17 protein-coding genes are annotated in these 20,955 nt (G+C 61.3%); 1 reads left to right on the top strand and 16 read right to left on the bottom strand.

The features are described 5' to 3' along the window. Positions 1–8: 8 nt before the first annotated feature. From nuoL to FW789_RS14085, 14 genes are all read right to left on the bottom strand, one after another. The gene (gene nuoL, locus FW789_RS14150; protein WP_101318373.1) at positions 9–1,862 is read right to left on the bottom strand and encodes an NADH-quinone oxidoreductase subunit L; all 1,854 of its coding nucleotides are present in this window, start codon (positions 1,860–1,862) and stop codon (positions 9–11) included. Beyond that, positions 1,859–2,167 (bottom strand): NADH-quinone oxidoreductase subunit NuoK, encoded by a 309-nt coding sequence (nuoK, locus tag FW789_RS14145; RefSeq protein ID WP_103436825.1) that lies wholly within the window; start codon positions 2,165–2,167, stop codon positions 1,859–1,861. Before nuoK ends, nuoL begins: the two co-directional genes overlap by 4 nt. A 3-nt stretch (positions 2,168–2,170) precedes the next feature. Further along, entirely contained in the window at positions 2,171–2,671 is a 501-nt protein-coding gene (gene nuoJ, locus FW789_RS14140; protein WP_103436826.1) for an NADH-quinone oxidoreductase subunit J, read from the bottom strand. A 10-nt stretch (positions 2,672–2,681) separates the two neighbouring features. Continuing rightward, positions 2,682–3,230, bottom strand: coding sequence for an NADH-quinone oxidoreductase subunit NuoI (nuoI, locus tag FW789_RS14135; protein WP_101318379.1), 549 nt, complete (start codon positions 3,228–3,230; stop codon positions 2,682–2,684). An 11-nt stretch (positions 3,231–3,241) separates the two neighbouring features. Beyond that, entirely contained in the window at positions 3,242–4,249 is a 1,008-nt protein-coding gene (gene nuoH / locus FW789_RS14130; RefSeq protein ID WP_101318381.1) for an NADH-quinone oxidoreductase subunit NuoH, read from the bottom strand. Continuing rightward, positions 4,246–6,960: an NADH-quinone oxidoreductase subunit NuoG gene (gene nuoG / locus FW789_RS14125; RefSeq protein ID WP_103436827.1), complete on the bottom strand. Its 2,715-nt coding sequence runs from the start codon at positions 6,958–6,960 to the stop codon at positions 4,246–4,248. The genes nuoH and nuoG overlap by 4 nt, the downstream gene beginning before the upstream one ends. Before the next feature lie 134 nt (positions 6,961–7,094). After that, positions 7,095–8,471, bottom strand: coding sequence for an NADH-quinone oxidoreductase subunit NuoF (gene nuoF / locus FW789_RS14120; protein ID WP_101318384.1), 1,377 nt, complete (start codon positions 8,469–8,471; stop codon positions 7,095–7,097). Continuing rightward, positions 8,468–8,965: an NADH-quinone oxidoreductase subunit NuoE gene (gene nuoE / locus FW789_RS14115; protein WP_446431630.1), complete on the bottom strand. Its 498-nt coding sequence runs from the start codon at positions 8,963–8,965 to the stop codon at positions 8,468–8,470. Before nuoE ends, nuoF begins: the two co-directional genes overlap by 4 nt. Before the next feature lie 2 nt (positions 8,966–8,967). Then, the gene (gene nuoC / locus FW789_RS14110) at positions 8,968–10,749 is read right to left on the bottom strand and encodes an NADH-quinone oxidoreductase subunit C/D (protein WP_101318388.1); all 1,782 of its coding nucleotides are present in this window, start codon (positions 10,747–10,749) and stop codon (positions 8,968–8,970) included. 79 nt (positions 10,750–10,828) lie between these two features. Continuing rightward, complete coding sequence (locus tag FW789_RS14105; protein WP_101318390.1) at positions 10,829–11,506, bottom strand: NADH-quinone oxidoreductase subunit B; 678 nt, start codon at positions 11,504–11,506, stop codon at positions 10,829–10,831. 9 nt (positions 11,507–11,515) lie between these two features. Then, complete coding sequence (locus FW789_RS14100) at positions 11,516–11,929, bottom strand: NADH-quinone oxidoreductase subunit A (RefSeq protein ID WP_101318392.1); 414 nt, start codon at positions 11,927–11,929, stop codon at positions 11,516–11,518. A gap of 606 nt (positions 11,930–12,535) precedes the next feature. Next, complete coding sequence (locus tag FW789_RS14095; protein WP_446431629.1) at positions 12,536–13,750, bottom strand: hypothetical protein; 1,215 nt, start codon at positions 13,748–13,750, stop codon at positions 12,536–12,538. Positions 13,751–13,905: 155 nt separating this feature from the next. After that, complete coding sequence (gene aceA, locus FW789_RS14090) at positions 13,906–15,231, bottom strand: isocitrate lyase (protein WP_101318394.1); 1,326 nt, start codon at positions 15,229–15,231, stop codon at positions 13,906–13,908. A gap of 499 nt (positions 15,232–15,730) precedes the next feature. Beyond that, a complete protein-coding gene (locus FW789_RS14085; protein WP_103438737.1) occupies positions 15,731–16,465 on the bottom strand; it encodes a secretin N-terminal domain-containing protein in 735 nt (244 codons plus the stop codon). Positions 16,466–16,665: 200 nt separating this feature from the next. Here FW789_RS14085 and FW789_RS14080 point away from each other — a divergent pair, with 200 nt between their 5' ends. Continuing rightward, the gene (locus FW789_RS14080; protein WP_103436830.1) at positions 16,666–18,108 is read left to right on the top strand and encodes a SulP family inorganic anion transporter; all 1,443 of its coding nucleotides are present in this window, start codon (positions 16,666–16,668) and stop codon (positions 18,106–18,108) included. A 55-nt stretch (positions 18,109–18,163) separates the two neighbouring features. Here the strand turns inward: FW789_RS14080 and fusA are convergent, their stop codons facing one another. Together fusA and FW789_RS14070 are read right to left on the bottom strand one after the other, a co-directional pair. Continuing rightward, positions 18,164–20,275: an elongation factor G gene (fusA, locus tag FW789_RS14075; protein ID WP_103436831.1), complete on the bottom strand. Its 2,112-nt coding sequence runs from the start codon at positions 20,273–20,275 to the stop codon at positions 18,164–18,166. 98 nt (positions 20,276–20,373) lie between these two features. Next, positions 20,374–20,802: a hypothetical protein gene (locus tag FW789_RS14070; protein WP_103436832.1), complete on the bottom strand. Its 429-nt coding sequence runs from the start codon at positions 20,800–20,802 to the stop codon at positions 20,374–20,376. Between the last annotated feature and the right edge of the window lie 153 nt (positions 20,803–20,955).

Raw genomic sequence — 20,955 nt, 5'->3', positions numbered from 1 at the left:
TGTGAAAGTCATACCGCAGCCACCAGCACGGCGCCGAGTACGAGTACTGCACCTACGGCGATCGAAGCGGTGTACCAGCGCAGCTGGCCGGTCTCGGTCTTGCTCATGGCGACATGACCGCCACGTGCCAGCCGAGGAATCAGGCCGATGCCGCGATCTACCGGGTCCTTGCGCAGCAAGTGGCAGATCAGCAGGTAAGGTTTGACGAACAGCTTGTCGTAGATCCAGTCAAAGCCCCAGGCGGCGAACCACCAGGCCGTGAGCAGGCGACCGATGCCGCTGTTGGCGATGGCCGTGACCAGGCGACGCTTGCCCAGGAACAGCATGGCCGCGAGCAGGATACCGGCGATGGCAATGGCGCCCGAGGCGATTTCCAGGCTGTGCTTGGCTTCGCCACCGGCATGGCCGACGCTCTGCGGCAGCACACCCGCCAGTGGTGGATGGATCCAGGCACCGACAAAGGTCGACAGCACGATCAGCGTGCCCAGTGGCAGCCAGTGGGAAATCCCGTGGCCAGCATGGGCTTCGGTCTTGGCTTCGCCATGGAAGGCAATGAAGATCAGGCGGAAGGTGTACAGCGAGGTCATGAACGCGCCGAGCAGGCCAGCGTAGAGCAGGCCGCTGTTGCCGCTGGCGAACGCTTCCCAGAGGATCTCGTCCTTGGAGTAGAAGCCTGCGGTCAGGATCGGCAGGGCAGCCAGCGCTGCACCACCGACCACGAAGCTGGCGTAGGCCAGTGGCAGTTTCTTCCACAGACCGCCCATCTTGAAGATGTTCTGCTCGTGGTGGCAGGCAACGATCACCGCACCGGAAGCAAGGAACAGCAGCGCCTTGAAGAAGGCGTGGGTCATCAGGTGGAAGATCGCGCCTTCCCAGGCACCAACGCCCAGGGCCAGGAACATGTAGCCGATCTGGCTCATGGTCGAGTAGGCGAGGATCCGCTTGATGTCGGTCTGCACCAGCGCGGCAAAGCCGGCCAGTACCAGGGTCACACCGCCAACGATACCGACCAGGTGGAGGATATCCGGCGCCAGGGCGAACAAGCCGTGGGTACGCGCGATCAGGTAGACGCCAGCCGTGACCATGGTCGCGGCGTGGATCAGTGCCGAAACTGGCGTCGGGCCAGCCATGGCGTCAGCCAACCAGGTCTGCAACGGCAGCTGCGCCGATTTACCGACCGCACCGCCGAGCAACATCAGCGTTGCCAGTACCATCCAGGTATCACCAGCCTGGAACTTCTGCGGTGCCAGCACCAGCAGTTCCTGCACATTCAAGGTACCCAGCTGGGCGAACAGAATGAACATGCCGATGGCCATGAACACGTCGCCGATACGGGTCACGACAAAGGCCTTGAGTGCGGCGTTACCGTTGTTGCGGTTGCTGTAATAGAAACCGATCAACAGGTACGAGCACAGGCCCACGCCTTCCCAGCCGAAGTAGATGAACAGCAGGTTATCGCCCAGGATCAGGAACAGCATGCTGGCGATGAACAGGTTGGTGTACGAGAAGAAGCGCGAATAGCCGGCTTCGCCACGCATGTACCAGGAGGCGAACAGGTGGATCAGGAAGCCGACACCGGTGACCACGCCAAGCATGGTCACCGACAGGCCGTCCAGGTAGAGGGTGAAGCTCGGCGCAAAGCCATCCACCGACATCCACTGCCAGAGCAATTGGCTGTAGGCGCCGCCCTCAGGCGGGGCAACGTTGAATTGCCAGATGACATAGGCCGAAACAGCAGCCGAAAGGCCGATCGAGCCAACGCCGATCAGCGCCGAGAGGTTCTCCGAAAACCGCCCGCGCGAGAACGACAGCAGCAGGAAGCCCAACAACGGGAAGACGAAAGTCAGGAAGAGAAGGTTCATCCGCGCATCTCACTGGCAGCATCGATGTCGAGAGTGTGGAAGCGGCGATACAGCTGCAGCAGGATCGCCAGGCCAATGCTGGCCTCGGCGGCTGCCAGGCTGATCACCAGAATGAACATGACCTGGCCGTCGGGCTGTACCCAACGCGCGCCGGCGACGATAAACGCCAGCGCACAAGCGTTCATCATGACTTCCAGGCTCATGAGCACGAAGAGAATGTTGCGGCGGACCATCAGGCCAACCAGACCAAGGCAGAACAGAATGCCGGCGACTGCCAGGCCGTGTTCCATCGGGATAGCACCCATGATTTACTCCTTCGCCTCGTTGCGGCCCAAATGGAAGGCGGTGACGGCCGCCGCAAGCAGCAGCATCGAAGCCAGTTCGACCACCAGCAGATACGGACCGAACAGGCTGATGCCGACGGTCTTGGCCTCCACGGTGGTGCCGCTGATGCCCGCGCCGCTTGGCGCAACGAACAGCACATAGAGCAATTCAGCCAGCAGCAAGGCGCCCAGCAGCACAGGCCCGGCCCAGATCCCTGGGGTCAGCCAGCCGCGTTCCTGGGCGACCGAAGCCGGCCCCAGATTGAGCATCATCACCACGAACACGAACAGCACCATGATGGCGCCGGCGTACGCGATCACTTCCAGGGCACCGGCAAACGGTGCACCCAGCGAGAAGAAGATCATCGCCACGGAAATCAGCGAAATGATCAGGTAGAGCAGGGCGTGTACGGGGTTGGTGCCGGTAACCACCCGCAGGGTGGAAACCACGGCAATCCCGGATGCAAAGTAGAAAGCGAATTCCATCTTTCTGTCCTTATGGGAGCAAGCTCTTCACGTTGATCGGCTCGGCTTCGTTCTGTGCAGCGCCTTTCGGCTTGCCAGCGATTGCCATGCCCGCAACACGGTAGAAGTTGTAGTCAGGGTATTTGCCGGGGCCGGAGATCAGCAGATCTTCTTTCTCGTACACCAGGTCCTGACGCTTGAACTCGGCCATTTCGAAATCCGGAGTCAGCTGGATTGCGGTGGTCGGGCAGGCTTCTTCGCACAGGCCGCAGAAGATGCAGCGCGAGAAGTTGATGCGGAAGAACTCCGGGTACCAGCGACCGTCCTCGGTCTCGGCTTTCTGCAACGAAATGCAGCCGACCGGGCAGGCCACCGCGCAGAGGTTGCAGGCTACGCAACGCTCCTCACCATCGGGGTCGCGGGTGAGGACGATGCGGCCGCGATAGCGCGGCGGCAGGTACACAGCTTCTTCTGGGTATTGCAGGGTGTCGCGCTTGCGGAACCCGTGGGAGAACACCATGGCCAGGCTGCGCAGCTGCGTGCCGGTGCCCTTAACGATGTCGCCGATATACTTGAACATGGGTCAAATCCTCACTGGGCCGCGACGGCTGGCGTGTTGTAAAGCACGATCGCAGCGGTCACCAGCAAATTGATCAGAGTCAGCGGCAGGCAGAACTTCCAGCTGAAATCCATCACCTGGTCGTAGCGCGGACGCGGGATCGACGCACGGAGCAGGATGAACAGCATGATGAAGAACGCGGTCTTCAGGGCGAACCAGAGGAACGGCACCTGCGGCAGGATGCCGAACGGGCCATGCCAGCCACCGAAGAACAGCGTTACCAGCAGCGCCGAGATGAGGATGATGCCGATGTACTCACCGACGAAGAACATGCCCCACTTCATGCCGGCATATTCAATGTGGTAACCGTCGGCCAGTTCCTGCTCGGCCTCTGGCTGGTCGAAGGGGTGACGGTGAGTCACGGCCACGCCAGCGATGAAGAAGGTGCAGAAGCCAAAGAACTGCGGAATGATGAACCACAGGTTCTGCGCTTGGTACTCGACGATGTCGCGCATGTTGAACGAGCCGACCTGCACCACCACGCCCATCAGCGCCAGGCCCAGGAACACTTCGTACGACACAGTCTGCGCCGAGGCCCGCAGGGCACCGAGCAGGGCGTACTTGTTGTTCGACGACCAGCCTGCGAACAACACCGCATAGACCGACAAGCCGGCCATGGCGAAGAAGAACAGCAGGCCGATGTTCAGGTCGGCAACACCCCAGCTTGGGGTGATCGGGATGATCGAGAAGGCAATCAGCAGTGCGCTCATGGCCACTACGGGTGCCAGGGTGAAGATCACCCGATCAACGAACGGCGGGTTCCAGTCTTCCTTGAAGAACATCTTCAGCATGTCGGCTGCGATCTGGAACATGCCGAACGGGCCAACCCGGTTCGGACCGTAACGGTCCTGCCACCAGCCCAGCAGGCGCCGCTCGACAAAGCTGAGCAGCGCGCCGCAGACCACTACCGCGAGCAAGACCACAACGGCCTTGACCACGGCGATGATCGCGTCGATCACTTCGGGGGTGAACCAGGTCATTGTGCTGCCTCCTGCAGGCCTTCGACGGATGCACCGAAGATGGCCGGTGGAATCCCGGCCAGGCCTTTCGGCAACGCGACCAGGCCTGCGCCCAGCTGTTCATTGATACGCAGCGGCAGGCGCAGCGAGACGCCAGCGACGGTCAGGCTGAGCAGCGTGCCTTCGTTGACGCCGAGGCGGTCTGCTTCGGACTTGGCCAGGGCCACATAGGCCGGCTGGATGCGCTCTTGCACCGGTGCAGCGCGCGAGGAGGTTTCTTCGCTGCCGAACAGGTGGAACAACGGCACCGCCGTCCAGGTACCGCGGGCCGGGCTGAACGCTGCCGGGATCGCGCTGAACCAGTTCAGACGGTCACCCTGCGACTCGATCAGGCGCACGCCTGGGTCACCTGCACGCAGATGGCCACCGACCTCATCCTGAAACTTGTTCCAGGCTTGCGGCGAGTTCCAGCCCGGCGACCAGGCGAACGGCACTTGTTGGCGCGGTTCGACCGAACCCGAGTAGCCTTCCATGGAGAAGGCGAACGCGGTGTCCTTGTCTTGCGGAGTACGCGGCTCGTGCACGCTGATGTTGGCGCGCATGGCCGTACGGCCGGAGTAGCGCAGCGGCTCACGGGCAAGCTTCAGGCCCTTGATGCGGAACGCAGCGCTAGGCGCGGCGTTGACGATCGCGGCCAGTTGCGGCGTGGCGCTAGCGCAGGCGCTGGTGACGTGGTCCAGCTGAGTCCAGTCGACCGGCTTGTTGAGCAGGGTCGCGCGCAGGGCGTGCATCCAGCGCCAGCCTTCGTGGATCTGGATGCTGCTGTCCATGTAGGTCGGGTCGAACACCTGGAAGAAGCGCTGGGCGCGGCCTTCCTGGCTGACCAGGGTACCGTCGCCTTCGGCAAACGATGCCGCCGGCAGGACCAGGTGAGCGCGCTCGCTGGTGGCGGTCTTGGAGTGGTCGGCAACGATGACCACCTTGGCCGCAGCCAGAGCAGCGTCGACCTTGGCCGCCGGAACACGGGCGTACAGGTCGTTTTCGACAACGACAATAGCGTCAGCTTTGCCGCTGATGACCGCATCCAGCGCAGCGTCCACCGAATCGCCACCGAGCATGGCCAGACCGAGGCTGTTGGCCTCAGGCACCACCAGGCTCAGCGAACCATTCTTCTCGCGCAGCTTGAGGGCTTTGGCGATGTTGGCGGCGGCTTCGATCAATGCAGGTTCGGCCAGGGAAACGCCCGACACCACCAGCGGACGCTGGGCAGCGACCAATGCATCGGCGATACGCTGGGCCAGGGCTTTGGCGTCGTCGTCCAGACCGATTACCGCTGGAGCACTTGGATCGATTGCGTGGGCAACGGCGAAGCCCAGGCGCGCCAGGTCGGCGGGGGCGGCGTGCACGCACTCTTCAGCGACGTCGTCGAGCTTGGTTTCAGTCAAGCTGGCGATAAACAGCGGGTACAGCGCATGCTGACCGATGTTTTTCACTGCGGCGTCGAGCCACGGCTGCACGCGCATCGCGTCGGCCATGGCCTCGGCCTTGCCTTTGGTGGCCTGGCGAACCGACAGGGCGACGCGCGCTGCGGTTTGGGTCAGGTCTTCACCGAGTACGAACACCGCATCGTGGTCTTCGATGTCGCGCAGGGTCGGCACCGGCAGCGGGCTGTTGTTGAGCACGTCCAGCACCAGGCGCACGCGCTTGAGCTCGGCAGCTTCCATACCGGAGTAGAAGTACTCGGCACCGACCAACTCGCGCAGGCCGTAGTTGCTTTCAAGGCTGGCTCGTGGCGAACCGATACCAACGATGGTGCGGCCGCGCAGCAGGTCGGCAGCCTTGTCCAGCGCAGCATCGACGCTCAGCTTGTTGCCATCGGCCAGCAGCGGCTGGCGCGGACGGTCCTTGCGGTTGACGTAGCCATAACCGAAGCGGCCACGGTCGCACAGGAAGTACTGGTTGACCGAACCGTTGAAGCGGTTTTCGATACGACGCAGTTCGCCGTAGCGCTCACCCGGGCTGATGTTGCAACCGCTCGAGCAGCCATGGCAGATGCTTGGGGCAAACTGCATGTCCCACTTACGGTTGTAACGCTCGGAGTGGGTCTTGTCGGTGAACACACCGGTCGGACAGACCTCGGTGAGGTTGCCGGAGAACTCGCTCTCGAGCACGCCATCTTCAACGCGACCGAAGTAGACGTTGTCATGGGCGCCGTAAACACCCAGGTCGGTGCCGCCGGCGTAGTCCTTGTAGAAGCGCACGCAGCGGTAGCAGGCGATGCAGCGGTTCATCTCGTGTGCGACGAACGGGCCGAGGTCCTGGTTCTGGTGGGTACGCTTGGTGAAGCGGTAACGGCGCTCGTTGTGGCCGGTCATTACCGTCATGTCTTGCAGGTGGCAGTGACCGCCTTCTTCGCAGACCGGGCAGTCGTGCGGGTGGTTGGTCATCAGCCATTCGACGACGCTGGCGCGAAACGCCTTCGACTCGTCGTCTTCGATGGAAATCCAGGTGCCATCGCTGGCAGGAGTCATGCAGGACATGACGATACGACCACGGGTGTCGTTTTCGTCGGTGTACTGCTTGACCGCACACTGGCGGCAGGCACCGACGCTACCAAGCGCCGGGTGCCAGCAGAAATAAGGGATGTCGAGGCCGAGCGACAGACAGGCCTGTAAGAGGTTGTCTGCACCGTTGACTTCGAGCGCTTTGCCGTCTACGTGGATAGTGGCCATGGTTCAAAGTTCTTCGTTGGCCCGCGTGAGCGGGCGTGGCTAATGGAAATCTGTGTGCCTGCGGCTCGCATCGATCAATACCGTGCGCGCCTGCGAGGCTGGCGGGTGGCACGGACCACCCGCATGCAAATGTGTTACGCGCCGGCCACAGTCGGTTCGACCTGGATCGGCTTGGCCAAATCCGGGCGCAGGGTGTGCTCGCTGGTAGCAGCGACACCGGCCTCGAACTCGGAGCGGAAGTATTTGATGGCGCTGCCCAGCGGCTCGACGGCACCCGGTGCGTGGGCACAGAAGGTACGACCAGGGCCGAGGAAGTTGACCAGGCCCAGCAGCGTCTCGATGTCTTCTGCCTTGCCCTGGCCGTTCTCCAGCGCACGCAGCATCTTCACGCTCCACGGCAAGCCATCACGGCACGGTGTGCACCAGCCGCACGACTCACGGGCAAAGAACTCTTCCATGTTGCGCAGCAGCGACACCATGCTGACGCTGTCGTCGACTGCCATGGCCAGGCCGGTACCCATCCGGGTGCCAACCTTGGCGATGCCGCCGGCGTACATCTGCGCGTCAAGGTGCTCAGGCAGCAGGAAACCGGTACCGGCGCCGCCTGGCTGCCAGCACTTGAGCTTGAAGCCATCGCGCATGCCGCCGGCGTAGTCTTCGAACAGCTCACGGGCGGTCACGCCGAAGGGCAGTTCCCAGAGGCCTGGGTTTTTCACCTTGCCGGAGAAGCCCATCAGCTTGGTGCCGTGGTCTTCGCTGCCTTCGCGGGCCAGCGACTTGTACCAGTCAACGCCATTGCCAACGATGGCCGGCACGTTGCACAGGGTCTCGACGTTGTTCACGCAGGTCGGCTTGCCCCATACGCCAACGGCGGCAGGGAAGGGCGGCTTGGAGCGCGGGTTGGCGCGGCGGCCTTCGAGCGAGTTGATCAGCGCGGTTTCTTCACCGCAGATGTAACGCCCGGCACCGGTGTGAACGAACAGCTCGAAGTCAAAACCGCTGCCGAGAATGTTCTTGCCCAGCAGGCCAGCGGCCTTGGCTTCGTCGATCGCACGGTTGAGATTTTTCGCGGCGGTGGTGTATTCGCCACGCAGGAAGATGTAACCGCGGTAGGCCTTGAGGGCGCGGGCGCTGATCAGCATGCCCTCCACCAGCAGATGGGGCTGTTGCTCCATCAGCATGCGGTCTTTCCAGGTGTTGGGCTCCATTTCATCCGCGTTGCACAGCAGGTAGCGGATGTTCATGGATTCGTCTTTGGGCATAAGGCCCCACTTCACCCCAGTGGGGAAGCCGGCGCCACCACGACCCTTGAGGCCGGCGTCCTTGACGGTCTGAACGATATCGTCCTGGGACATTTGCGCCAGTGCCTTGCGGGCAGCGGCGTAGCCGTCCTTGGCCTGGTACTCGTCGAGCCAGATCGGCTCGCCGTCGTCACGCAGGCGCCAGGTCAGCGGGTGAGTCTCGGCGGCGCGCGCAATGCGGTTGGCCGGGCCGAAGGAAGTGATGGTCATACGTAACCCTCCAGCAGTTTGGTCACGCCAGCAGGCTGCACGTCGCCAAAGGTGTCATCGTCGATCATCAGTGCCGGGGCCTTGTCGCAGTTGCCCAGGCAGCACACCGGCAGCAGGGTGAAACGCCCGTCTGCAGTGGTCTGGCCGAGGCCGATGCCCAGCTCGCTCTGGATCTGGCTGACCACCGACTCGTGGCCGCCGATGTAGCAGACCATGCTGTCGCAGACACGGATGATGTGCCGGCCGACCGGCTGACGGAAGATCTGGCTGTAGAAGGTGGCCACACCCTCGACGTCGCTGGCAGGGATCCCGAGCAGCTCGCCAATCGCACAGATGGCGCCGTCCGGGACCCAGCCGCGCTGCTTCTGGACAATCTTCAGGGCTTCGATGGACGCCGCACGCGGGTCCTCGTAGTGGTGCTTTTCGTGCTCGATGGCCGAGCGCTCGGTTTCGCTCAGGGCGAAACGGTCGGTTTGGATAAGCGTGTTATTCATGCTTAGCGGTCCACGTCAGCCATAACGAAGTCGATACTGCCCAGGTACGCGATCATGTCCGCGACCATGCTGCCTTTGATCACCGAAGGGATCTGCTGCAGGTGCGGGTAGCTCGGCGTACGAATCCGGGTGCGATAGCTCATGGTGCCGCCGTCGCTCGTCAGGTAGTAACTGTTGATGCCCTTGGTCGCTTCGATCATCTGGAACGACTCGTTGGCCGGCATGACCGGGCCCCACGAGACTTGCAGGAAGTGCGTGATCAAGGTCTCGATGTGCTGCAGGGTGCGCTCTTTCGGCGGCGGCGTGGTCAGCGGGTGATCCGCCTTGTACGGGCCTTCCGGCATGTTGCGCATGCACTGGTCGATGATGCGAATACTCTGGCGCATCTCTTCGACGCGGACCATGCAGCGGTCGTAGGCATCGCCGTTGTTGGCCAGCGGCACTTCGAACTCAAAGTTCTCGTAGCCGGAGTATGGCCGCGCTTTACGCAGGTCGAAGTCCAGGCCAGTGGAACGCAGGCCGGCACCGGTGACGCCCCATTCGAGGGCCTCTTTGGTGTTGTAGGCGGCAACGCCGATGGTCCGGCCCTTGAGGATGCTGTTCTGCAGGGCAGCCTTGTTGTACTCGTCGAGGCGCTTGGGCAGCCAGTCGACGAAGTCCTTGACCAGTTTCTCCCAGCCGCGTGGCAGGTCGTGGGCGACGCCGCCGATGCGGTACCAGGCCGGGTGCAGGCGGAAACCGGTAATCGCTTCGATCACGGTGTAGGCGCGCTGGCGATCGGTAAAGGTGAAGAACACCGGCGTCATGGCGCCGACGTCCTGGATGTAGGTGCCCAGGAACAGCAGGTGGCTGGTGATGCGGAAGAACTCGGCGAGCATGATGCGGATCACGTCGACCTTCTGCGGCACCTGGATCCCCGCCAGCTTCTCGACCGCGAGCACGTACGGCAGGTTGTTCATCACCCCACCGAGGTAGTCGATACGGTCGGTGTACGGGATGAAGCTGTGCCAGGACTGACGCTCGGCCATCTTCTCGGCGCCACGATGGTGGTAACCGATGTCCGGCACGCAGTCGACGATCTCTTCACCGTCCAGCTGCATGACGATACGGAAGGCACCGTGCGCAGACGGGTGGTTGGGGCCCAGGTTGAGGAACATGTAGTCCTCGTTGGCGCCCTGACGCTTCATGCCCCAGGCTTCCGGGTTGAAACGCGCCGACTCTTCTTCAAGCTGCTGCTTGGCCAGGGTCAGGCTGAACGGATCGAATTCGGTAGCGCGCGCCGGGAAGTCCTTGCGCAGTGGGTGACCTTCCCAGGTCGGCGGCATCAGGATACGGGTCAGGTGCGGGTGGCCGGCAAAGTCGATGCCGAACATGTCCCAGACTTCACGCTCGTACCAGTTGGCATTTGGCCAGATACCGGTCACCGAAGGCAGGTTGAGGTCGCCTTCGCTGAGTGAGACCTTGATCATCACGTCGCTGTTACGTTCTACCGAAAGCAGGTGGTAGAACACGCTGAAGTCAGCCGCCGGCAGGCCGCGGCGATGAGTGCGCAGACGCTCGTCGACACCGTGCAGGTCGAACAGCATGCTGTATGGCTTGGCCACGTTACGCAGAAACGCCAACACTTCCTTGAGTTGGGCGCGCTTGACCCACAGCACCGGCATGCCGGTACGGGTCTCTTGGGCGACGAAAGCGTCGGCGCCGAAGCGGTTGTTCAGTTCGACGACCACATCTTGGTCGTCAGCCTTGTAAGGCGGAATATAAATAGCGGTGTCCGCTGTCATGGTCTCGGTCGCTTTCGGTCAACGTAGAGAATGAAGCCAGGCCGCCGGCTCCAGAGGGAGCGGGCGGCAGGTCGCTGGATCAGACTTCGTCGGGGCTGCGCAGGTTGGTGACCTGAATACGCTGTTCACGACGCAGGTCTTTCTGGGCAGGCATCTCGGCACGGTAAATGCCTTGATCGCCTACTACCCAGGAGAGCGGACGTCGTTCTTGCCCGATCGATTCCTGCAGCAGCATCAAGCCTTGCAGGAACGCCTCGGGGCGTGGCGGGCAGCCGGGTACGTAGACATCCACGGGGAGGAACTTGTCGACCCCCTGAACGACCGAGTAGATGTCGTACATGCCACCGGAGTTGGCGCACGAACCCATGGAAATGACCCATTTTGGTTCGAGCATCTGCTCGTACAGGCGCTGAATGATCGGCGCCATCTTGATGAAGCAGGTACCGGCGATGACCATGAAGTCGGCCTGACGCGGCGAGGCCCGGATGACTTCGGCGCCGAAGCGGGCGATGTCGTGGGGTGCCGTGAACGCCGTGGTCATTTCCACGTAGCAGCAGGACAGGCCGAAGTTATACGGCCACAGGGAGTTCTTGCGCCCCCAGTTGACCGCACCACGCAGCACATCTTCGAGTTTCCCCATGTAGATGTTCTTGTGGACCTGGTCTTCGAGCAGTTGGTCGGTAACGGTTTCCCGCTCACCGACCGGATATTGCTCGTTGGGTGCATCCGGATCGATTCTGGTGAGATTGTATTGCATGCCAAAGCCTCATTGTTTCAGCTTCGCTTGCCGCTTGCGACGACCTTCGGGAGCCCAATCGAGGGCCCCGACGCGCCATAGGTAGACAAGACCTGCCAACAGAATTGCTATGAAAACGAGTGCTTCGACGAATCCGGTCCAGCCGCTTTCGCGGACGGACACAGACCATGCAAAGAGAAAGAGGGCTTCGATATCGAAGATCACGAATAGCATCGCGACCAGATAGAATTTTGCCGACAGGCGCATGCGTGCGCCGCCGGTTGGCAGCATGCCGGATTCAAAGGGTTCGTTCTTGGCGCGGCCCCAGGCTTTGCTACCGAGCAGGGCGGACAGGCCGAGCATGAAGGCGCATAGGCCGACGACACCCAGAAGGAAGATGGCAAAGCCCCAGTTGTGGGCGATGAGTCCTGCTGAATCCGACATGCTAGAAATCCTTATACAGAGACCCAGCTCTGCAGTCTGAAATAAGTAACGCGGCGACGCGGTGTCGCGGGTGCAGTGACCAAATGTCGCAGCTGAATCAATCTCGCTGATTTTATGGGTAAACCAAGAGCAAGTAAAATTTCTATGGCAAATTAATTCTTCGGTTTAACAACAAAAACCTATTGTAACTGGCTGAAAGCCTTGATTTTCGGGCATTGCGGCTGGTTTTGTTAATTATGTTTCCTGCATCGTGTAACGGAATGCAAGTTGCGTAATGATAATTAATATCGTTTGGAGTGGTGCGGTTCATTTTACTTGGTCTGATGCTTGCAAAGTTGCTAGCGGTGCTTTTTGATTGCAAATGCGAAGGGCTCTCGTTCTAGCAGCTTTTTAAACGGTCTGCCCCGCTCTGGATCAATGGGTTGGTTGATCTCAACGCGCAGACAGTTTGCTTGAGGAGCATAGCCCCTGATTCGGGGCTTTGCTTTTTACGTGGTTTTGGGGCGCTTGCGGTGCGTGATGGCCGCCATGAGCAGGGGTGTGCGGTTCACTGTGGTGGGACCGGTTAGCGCCGTGACCGACAAGACGTCACCGATGCGGCAGGCATCAAGCGTATAAGCGCACCAGGAAAAGCCCCTGGCGTCCGTTGTCGAGCGACTCCAAGCTGGCGGTGCACAGCGGCTGGCCATTACGCTGGCAGGCAACCGAGTTTGCCAGGCCTGGGCCTGACAGCGCCGACCAGCCGTCCGTTCCATACAAAGGGTCGAATTTGCCTGAGCCATCCAGGCGTGCAGTCATGAACGGTGAAGCACTTTTGAGGCCATTCACGCAGAGGTAGATTTTTTCATCTGCCGATGGCTGATGACTGAACGCGATATCCAGTGGGGTGACCGATTCGCCCGGGCGCTCGACCCTGAGCGGTTGTCCTTTGTTGAAGGTGTTGTCCAAACGGCCGTCCGGGGTAAATCGCACGAGTGCTGTGCTCTCGCTTAGGGTATTGATTTTGGTGGCACACGCGAGGACGAAGCGGTCATTGTAAGCATCGTACTTAAGCACCTTTGGCAGCATTGGCAAACCAGGAATGGTGATGAACAATTCTCCTAGCTTACCGAAATCGGGATCCACCTTGCCGCTTGCGGTGAGGCTGTAGATCACTACGGAGTCAGCAAAGTCTGTCGTAGGTATCGGACTCACGGATACGATCAAGCTGTCAGCGTTGACTGCGATTCCCCCCAGTATTGCCGCCGCGTTTTTATAGGTGGCTACCCAGTAGCCGGTTCCATTGAACGCTGGCTGAAGCTCGCCCGCCAGGTTGACGGCTACTACTCTTCCTCTGGATGCGAAATAGAGAACGTCACCTATGATGCCGCCGCCCGCGCTGGAGTACGGGCGAACATCTGGCTGTGCTTCTGGAATGTCGTACGTCCGATAGGGCACCTCGCCACCGAAGTCCAGATCCGGCTGACCATCAGGGAGCAGTCGGAAAACGATAGGCTGGTATTGGTCGGGCGCAAGGTTAAGGTCGCCGATAATGAAAATGCGTCCCTCACGGTCGGTGACGATTGCGGTCAGGAATATTCTCGGTGCGGTGGGGTACAGGATGCTTGTTACACCCTGCGTGCCGAAACTGGTGTCAAGTGCGCCGCTGCTGTCGACTCGCAGGATGTTGATGCCTTTGTCAGTCCGGTGGGCACTTGTGAGGATCATTTTCTGGCTCTGCTCAAGAAAATACGCAGGGCCAAGGTGATTGAACTTCAGGTCTGAAAAATACCCGTTCTTTGCGTATGCGGGATCGATCTGTCCAGCTTGAGATTGTTCCATCACGTAGCTCCCGGCTTTCAGGTTAAGAGAGGCGTCATGGTCGCTCAGCTGTGAATATTGGGGTACTGGCAGAACTGACAGGTGCCACGAGGTCGCAGCTTGCAAAAAAAAGCCCGGCGCTGTAGCCAGCGCCGGGCTTGTTGCTGCGTGAAATGTCAGTGGAACTGCTCTTCCTCGGTCGAGCCGGTCAGCGCTGTCACCGACGAAGCGCCACCCTGGATCACGGTGGTCATGTCGTCAAAGTAGCCAGTGCCAACTTCCTGCTGGTGCGCAACAAAGGTGTAGCCCTTGCTGGCATCGGCGAATTCCTGCTCTTGCAGCTTCACGTAGGCGGTCATGTCATTGCGCGCATAGTCGTGCGCCAGGTTGAACATGCCGTGCCACATGTTGTGGATGCCGGCCAGGGTGATGAACTGGTGCTTGTAACCCATCGCCGACAGCTCGCGCTGGAATTTGGCGATGGTTGCGTCGTCGAGGTTCTTCTTCCAGTTGAACGACGGCGAGCAGTTGTACGACAGCAGCTGGTCCGGGTATTCCTTCTTGATCGCTTCGGCAAAGCGGCGGGCTTCGTCCAGGTCTGGCTTGGCGGTTTCGCACCAGATCAGGTCGGCATACGGCGCGTAGGCCAGGCCACGCGAAATTGCCTGATCGAGGCCAGCGCGTACTTTATAGAAACCTTCACGGGTGCGCTCGCCGAGCACGAACGGCTGGTCGTACGGGTCGCAATCGCTGGTCAGCAGGTCGGCGGCGTTGGCGTCTGTACGGGCCAGGATAATGGTCGGTACACCCGCAACGTCAGCAGCCAGGCGCGCAGCCACCAGCTTCTGTACAGCTTCCTGGGTCGGTACCAGTACCTTGCCGCCCATGTGGCCGCATTTTTTCACCGAGGCCAGCTGGTCTTCGAAGTGCACGCCTGCGGCGCCCGCTTCGATCATGTTCTTCATCAGCTCGTAGGCGTTGAGCACGCCGCCGAAACCGGCTTCGGCGTCAGCCACGATCGGCGCGAAGTAGTCGACATAGCCTTCGTCGCCCGGGTTCTTGCCCGCTTTCCACTGGATCTGGTCGGCACGGCGGAACGAGTTGTTGATGCGCTTGACCACGGTCGGCACCGAGTCAACCGGGTACAGCGACTGATCGGGGTACATCGACTCTGCCGAGTTGTTGTCGGCGGCAACCTGCCAGCCGGACAGGTAAATAGCCTGGATGCCGGCTTTGACCTGTTGCACTGCCTGGCCGCCGGTGAGCGCACCCATGCAGTTGACGAAGTCCTTGTCCGGACGGAAGGACGGGTGGGCACCTTGGGTGACCAGCTTCCAGAGTTTCTCGGCGCCAACCTGGGCGAGGGTGTGCTCCGGTTGCAGCGAGCCACGCAGACGAACGACATCGGCGGCGGAGTAGGTACGGGTCACGCCTTTCCAGCGCGGGTTCTCGGCCCAGTCTTTCTCGAGGGCTGCAATTTGCTGTTCGCGTGTCAGTGCCATGTGATTAAAACCTCGTCGCATCATTCTTGGGGTAGTTGTGGTGCTGATGCTCAAAAGTCGCGGATCAGAGCGCCTGACGGCTGTCCTGTTCGAAGGAGGTACGACGGCGAACGCCAAGGCTCGAAGGGGAAGGAGGGCGCAGCTCGAGCAAGGTGCGGCGACAGGTCGGCTCGTGGATGCCTTGCTGTGGCGCGACAGGATTGCCTGGTGACTGCGGTGATGCGCTTCCGTCCCTCGGGACAACTTCTCGTTGCAGTCGCAATCCGGTCGAACCGCCTTGTGGGCCGTATAGACACGAGACGCCTCCAGGGGTAGCCGGAGCGCGCCTCGAAGACCCTTGCCAGGGCCTCTGATTAGCGGGAGCGAGGCCATCATGCCCTTGTCAAAAAGTGCCTGTCAAATGTTTTGTAGTGCTTTTCTGGGTCTACTACATCTTTGGTCTAATACGACTCCACAGTCAGTTTCAAGGCCTTTGGTCGAAGCCTCGAATTGCCTGGGTTCAGTCGAGAAGGTCGACTCTGACACGCAAAGTCATGTTTTCTCCGCGTTGCGTGCTGTAACTGTGGCTTGACGCACTCCGTTCAGCCTGGCTCTGCTGGTTGTACCCGGCCAAAGTGATCCACTCGCCAAGCCTGCCGGTCACGGTTGTGTCGGTACTCTGCACTTTCACTACATCGGGACGTTCGCTGCTCATTCGATCATTATTGCTGCTGATTGCCAGCCGCACCGTGTCGCCGCTGACGCTCGGTGTGACATAGAAACCCTGAGTCACATTGCGATATTCAGTGTTGCTCTGCACGCGGCCGTAGCCGTCGGTGCTGCTGCTGGTGATTGGCACGCTCTGGCCAACCTGGATCAGCGCCGGCTGGCCGTCACTGGCCTGGATCTGCTGCAGGCCGCCCTCCCGGTTGCTGGTGCCGTAGCGAATCACCCGCGCATTGCCACGGTTGTCCTGAAAGCTGCTGTCATTGTTGTCGACGCTGATCAGCAAGCGCTTGGCTTTGCTGTCGAGTTGCTGCAACAGCGCGCGCAAGTCGCCAATACGCTCAGGGCTGGCGTTGACGATCAGCTTGTTCTCGAAGGCGCTGACGCTGCCTTCCTTGCCAATAAAGGCCTGCGCGGTGGGCAGCAGCTCGGCACTGCTGCGGTGCTGCAAGGGCAGCACTTCGGTGGCGGCCTGGGCGCCAAGGCCGGTAGCCAGCAGCAGTGAAGCGAGCAGGGGGCGTAGCAGCATGTTGGAGTTCTCCGCAGGTTGAACAGACATGATGGCAAATTTGTCACGGTTATGCCGGATGAGGATCACAACCTGAGTCAAATGCGCTCAGTTGCCACGCACAGGTGGTTGCCCCCGGACAAATTCCGTAACATCGCGCCCCCGCTCGCTGCACGTTCAGATGCCAGCGCTTGCACAGATTGACTGATCTCAGGAAGCCCATGAAACCCGCCCGACTACGCGCCGATGTCCTCGCCGGCCTTACTACTTCCTTCGCCCTGGTACCCGAGTGCATCGCCTTTGCTCTGGTCGCCCATCTCAACCCGCTGATGGGGTTGTACGGTGCATTCATCATCTGCACGCTGACAGCCTTGTTCGGCGGCCGACCGGGGATGATCTCCGGCGCGGCCGGCTCAATGGCGGTGGTGATCGTCGCGCTGGTGGTACAGCACGGCGCGCAGTACCTGCTGGCAACGGTGCTGCTGGGCGGGTTACTGATGATCCTGTTTGGCGTGCTGCGCTTGGGCAAGCTCGTAAGGCTGGTGCCGTACCCGGTAATGCTTGGCTTCGTCAATGGCCTGGCCATCGTCATCGCCATGGCCCAGCTCGAGCATTTCAAAAGTGGCGAGCAGTGGCTCAGTGGCACCCCGCTGTACCTGATGATTGGCCTGGTAGCGTTGACCATGCTGGTGGTCTATGTGTTGCCGCGCCTGACCCGCAGCGTGCCGCCGGCGCTGGTGGCCATTGTTGGCGTCGGCCTGCTGGTGTACCTGCTTGATCTGCCGACAAGGACCTTGGGTGATATGGCGCATATCGCCGGCGGTCTGCCGCAGTTGGCTTGGCCGCAGGTGCCATGGACTCTGGATACGCTGAAAATCATTGCCCCCTATGCGCTGCTGATGGCCATGGTCGGCCTGCTGGAAACCCTGCTGACCCTTAACCTCACCGACGAAATAACCGAGAGCCGTGGCTTTCCAGATCGTGAATGTGTGGCCCTGGGCGCGGCCAACATGGTCTCGGGCATGTGCGGTGGCATGGGTGGCTGCGCAATGATCGGGCAGACCATGATCAACCTCAGCTCCAATGGCCGTGGGCGGCTGTCGGGGGTAGTGGCTGGCGGCATGATCCTGCTGTTCGTGTTGTTCCTGTCACCACTGATCGAGCGGATACCGCTGGCGGCACTGGTCGGGGTGATGTTCGTGGTGGCCCAGCAGACCTTCGCCTGGGCGTCACTGCGGGTGTTGCACAAGGTACCCGTCAGTGATGTGCTGGCGATCATTGCCGTGACCGTGGTCACGGTATTCACCGACCTGGCCATGGCTGTGCTGTTCGGGATCATCCTCGCAGCGATCAACTTCGCCTGGCAGCATGCCCGCGAGCTGTACGCCGACAGCCATGTCGATAGCGATGGCAACAAGCACTATCAGGTACACGGCACGCTGTTTTTTGCTTCCACGGCGGCGTTCCTCAACCAGTTCGAGCCCGCGCAGGACCCTGATGGGGTGACGCTGGATTGCAAGCACCTGAGCTTTGTCGACTACTCGGCGGTGGCGGCGTTGCAAACCTTGCGCGAGCGTTACAGCAAGGCCGGCAAGCATCTGCGTGTTGTGCACCTGTCCGAGCGCTGCAAGAAGCTGCTCAAGCGGGCAGGGGCCCAGCACTGATCGATCATGCCTGGGCCGGCGTGGATGCGCGGCGCAGGCATAACAACCCGCTGGCCTAGTTGCCGGTGTTCTTCTTGATGATCGCCTCGGCGATATTGGCCGGCGCCTCACCGTACTTGGTGAACTCCATGGTGTAGCTGGCCCGGCCCTGAGTCATCGAGCGCATCTGCGTCGAGTAGCCAAACATCTCACCCAATGGCACCTCGGCGCGGATCACCTTGCCGGCCGGCGTCTCTTCCCCTTCCTGGATCATGCCGCGGCGCCTGCTCAGGTCGCCGATGATGTCGCCCTGATATTCATCGGGGGTGACCACTTCAACCTTCATCACCGGCTCCAGCAATACCGCGCCGCCTTTCTGCGATAGTTGCTTGGTGGCCATCGACGCCGCGATCTTGAAGGCCATCTCGTTGGAGTCGACATCATGGTAGGAGCCGTCGAATACTGCTGCCTTGAGGCCGATCAGCGGATAGCCGGCCAACACACCATTGTGCATCTGCTCTTCGATGCCTTTCTGGATGGCCGGGATGTACTCGCGCGGTATGACCCCGCCGACCACCTCGTTGATGAACTCCAGGCCCTCTTTACCTTCCTCGCCTGGCGCAAAGCGGATCCAGCAGTGGCCGTATTGGCCGCGGCCACCGGATTGACGGACGAACTTGCCTTCGATTTCGCAGGTGTTGCGGATCTTCTCGCGGTAGGCGACCTGCGGTTTGCCGATGTTGGCCTCGACGCCGAACTCGCGACGCATGCGGTCGACAATGATGTCCAGATGCAGCTCGCCCATGCCGGAAATGATCGTCTGTGCGGTTTCTTCGTCGGTCTTGACCCGAAACGACGGATCTTCCTGGGCCAGCTTGCTCAAGGCAATGCCCATTTTCTCCTGATCGGCCTTGGTTTTCGGCTCGACCGCCACCGAAATCACTGGGTCGGGGAAGTCCATGCGCTCAAGGATGATCGGCTTGGTCAGGTCGCACAAGGTATCGCCGGTGGTGACGTCCTTCATGCCGATCAGCGCGGCGATGTCGCCGGCGCAGACGTTCTTGATCTCGGCCCGCTGGTTGGCGTGCATCTGCACCATACGGCCGACCCGTTCCTTTTTGCCTTTGACCGAGTTGAGCACGGCATCGCCCGAGCTGAGGATGCCGGAGTAGACCCGCGCGAAGGTCAGCGTGCCGACGAACGGATCTGTGGCGATCTTGAACGCCAGCGCCGAAAACGGCTCATTATCATCGGCGTGGCGCTCCAGCGGCCGGTCGTCGTGGTCCGGGTCGGTGCCTTTGATGGCCGGTATTTCGCTGGGGGCGGGCAGGTAGTCGATGACCGCGTCGAGCATCAACGGCACGCCCTTGTTCTTGAATGACGAGCCGAGTACGGTCGGCACGATTTCATTGGCGATGGTGCGCTGACGCAGGCCGGCCTTGATCTGCTCGTTGCTCAGCTCCTGGCCGTCCAGATACAGCTCCATGAACTGGTCGTTGGCCTCGGCGGCCGCTTCGACCAAGTGCGCACGCCACTCGTCGGCCAGTGCCTGCAACTCGGCGGGGATGTCCTCTTCGCGGTAGCTGGCGCCATTGTCGGCGTCATTCCAGTAGATGGCTTTCATCTTCAGCAGATCGATCTGGCCGATGAAGTTTTCTTCGCTGCCGATCGCCAGCTGAATCGGCACGGGGTGGTGGCCCAGGCGTTTGTCGATCTGCTTGACCACGCGCAAGAAGTCCGCACCCTGGCGGTCCATCTTGTTGATGTAGGCCAGGCGCGGCACATGGTACTTGTTGGCCTGGCGCCAGACCGTCTCGGACTGTGGCTCGACCCCGTCGGCCGCACTGAACACCACGACCGCACCATCGAGCACACGCAACGAGCGCTCGACTTCGATGGTGAAGTCAACGTGGCCGGGGGTGTCGATGATGTTGAAACGAAACTTGTCGGCGAACTGCTTGGTCGAGCCCTGCCAGAAGGCCGTCGTCGCCGCTGAAGTGATGGTGATGCCACGCTCTTGTTCCTGCGCCATCCAGTCCATGGTCGCTGCGCCGTCATGCACTTCGCCCATCTTGTGGTTGACGCCGGTGTAGAACAGGATGCGTTCGGTAGTGGTGGTCTTGCCGGCGTCGACATGGGCGACAATGCCGATGTTGCGGTACAGCTCGATGGGGGTCGTGCGGGCCATGGTCAGTCACCTGAGGTGAATGCGCGGGAGGGGTATTCCCACGGTAGCAGACGGCACGCCGCCTGCTAGCCCAATGGCCGGCTATGCGAGGAACGGTGTCAGTCGGCCTGAGCCTGCAACTGCCACTTGCCGTCGACTTCACGCGCCAGGCCGCTGGCCGGCAGCAGGGCCAGCAGGCGTAGATGCAAGGCCGGGTCGGTGAAACCTTTGACGGTGTCCAGGTCGAGCTCGCCGAGCAATTGCATGTCGGTCTTGGTGTACGACAGCCAGGCCTTCTTCAGGTACTGCAGCACATCACTGCCCGCCGTATTGGCGAAGCGCCGGTTGAGCGTGCGGCCTTCCAGCTCGAAGGTGTGGCGGTGGCTGTAGTTGCTCTCGTCGCCTGCGCCTTCGACGCAGCGGTAGCAGCTGCAGGCGCCGTCGCCGAAGGCGTTGCGCAGGTAGCTGTTGAAGTCCACGACGGGCTTAAGGGAAAGGCGTTTGTCGACCTCGAACAGGTCGGCGGTCATCGGTTGTTCAGCGCTCACGCGGTGTCCTCGTGTGGTGTGGCGTGCATCGGCGGGCACCCTAACAGATCGGCGCTTTTTCGGCCATGCGCGCTGGCGCCGCGCCGGTGTTGCACGGCGCCAGCGCGCATCCGGTCTTCTGCCACTCGCGCGGCGCCGCGTGCTGCCGTAACC

This window comes from Pseudomonas sp. 1121_17, assembly GCF_052850745.1.
Note: the sequence above shows the minus strand (reverse complement) of the source record. Positions and strands in the feature narration are given on the sequence as shown.

What these genes read in the sequence shown, in the direction of transcription:
- nuoL (WP_101318373.1), bottom strand. Translation starts at nt 1,862, where the DNA reads ATGAACCTTCTCTTCCTGACTTTCGTCTTCCCGTTGTTGGGCTTCCTG.
- nuoK (WP_103436825.1), bottom strand. Translation starts at nt 2,167, where the DNA reads ATGGGTGCTATCCCGATGGAACACGGCCTGGCAGTCGCCGGCATTCTG.
- nuoJ (WP_103436826.1), bottom strand. Translation starts at nt 2,671, where the DNA reads ATGGAATTCGCTTTCTACTTTGCATCCGGGATTGCCGTGGTTTCCACC.
- nuoI (WP_101318379.1), bottom strand. Translation starts at nt 3,230, where the DNA reads ATGTTCAAGTATATCGGCGACATCGTTAAGGGCACCGGCACGCAGCTG.
- nuoH (WP_101318381.1), bottom strand. Translation starts at nt 4,249, where the DNA reads ATGACCTGGTTCACCCCCGAAGTGATCGACGCGATCATCGCCGTGGTC.
- nuoG (WP_103436827.1), bottom strand. Translation starts at nt 6,960, where the DNA reads ATGGCCACTATCCACGTAGACGGCAAAGCGCTCGAAGTCAACGGTGCA.
- nuoF (WP_101318384.1), bottom strand. Translation starts at nt 8,471, where the DNA reads ATGACCATCACTTCCTTCGGCCCGGCCAACCGCATTGCGCGCGCCGCC.
- nuoE (WP_446431630.1), bottom strand. Translation starts at nt 8,965, where the DNA reads ATGAATAACACGCTTATCCAAACCGACCGTTTCGCCCTGAGCGAAACC.
- nuoC (WP_101318388.1), bottom strand. Translation starts at nt 10,749, where the DNA reads ATGACAGCGGACACCGCTATTTATATTCCGCCTTACAAGGCTGACGAC.
- FW789_RS14105 (WP_101318390.1), bottom strand. Translation starts at nt 11,506, where the DNA reads ATGCAATACAATCTCACCAGAATCGATCCGGATGCACCCAACGAGCAA.
- FW789_RS14100 (WP_101318392.1), bottom strand. Translation starts at nt 11,929, where the DNA reads ATGTCGGATTCAGCAGGACTCATCGCCCACAACTGGGGCTTTGCCATC.
- FW789_RS14095 (WP_446431629.1), bottom strand. Translation starts at nt 13,750, where the DNA reads ATGGAACAATCTCAAGCTGGACAGATCGATCCCGCATACGCAAAGAAC.
- aceA (WP_101318394.1), bottom strand. Translation starts at nt 15,231, where the DNA reads ATGGCACTGACACGCGAACAGCAAATTGCAGCCCTCGAGAAAGACTGG.
- FW789_RS14085 (WP_103438737.1), bottom strand. Translation starts at nt 16,465, where the DNA reads ATGCTGCTACGCCCCCTGCTCGCTTCACTGCTGCTGGCTACCGGCCTT.
- FW789_RS14080 (WP_103436830.1), top strand. Translation starts at nt 16,666, where the DNA reads ATGAAACCCGCCCGACTACGCGCCGATGTCCTCGCCGGCCTTACTACT.
- fusA (WP_103436831.1), bottom strand. Translation starts at nt 20,275, where the DNA reads ATGGCCCGCACGACCCCCATCGAGCTGTACCGCAACATCGGCATTGTC.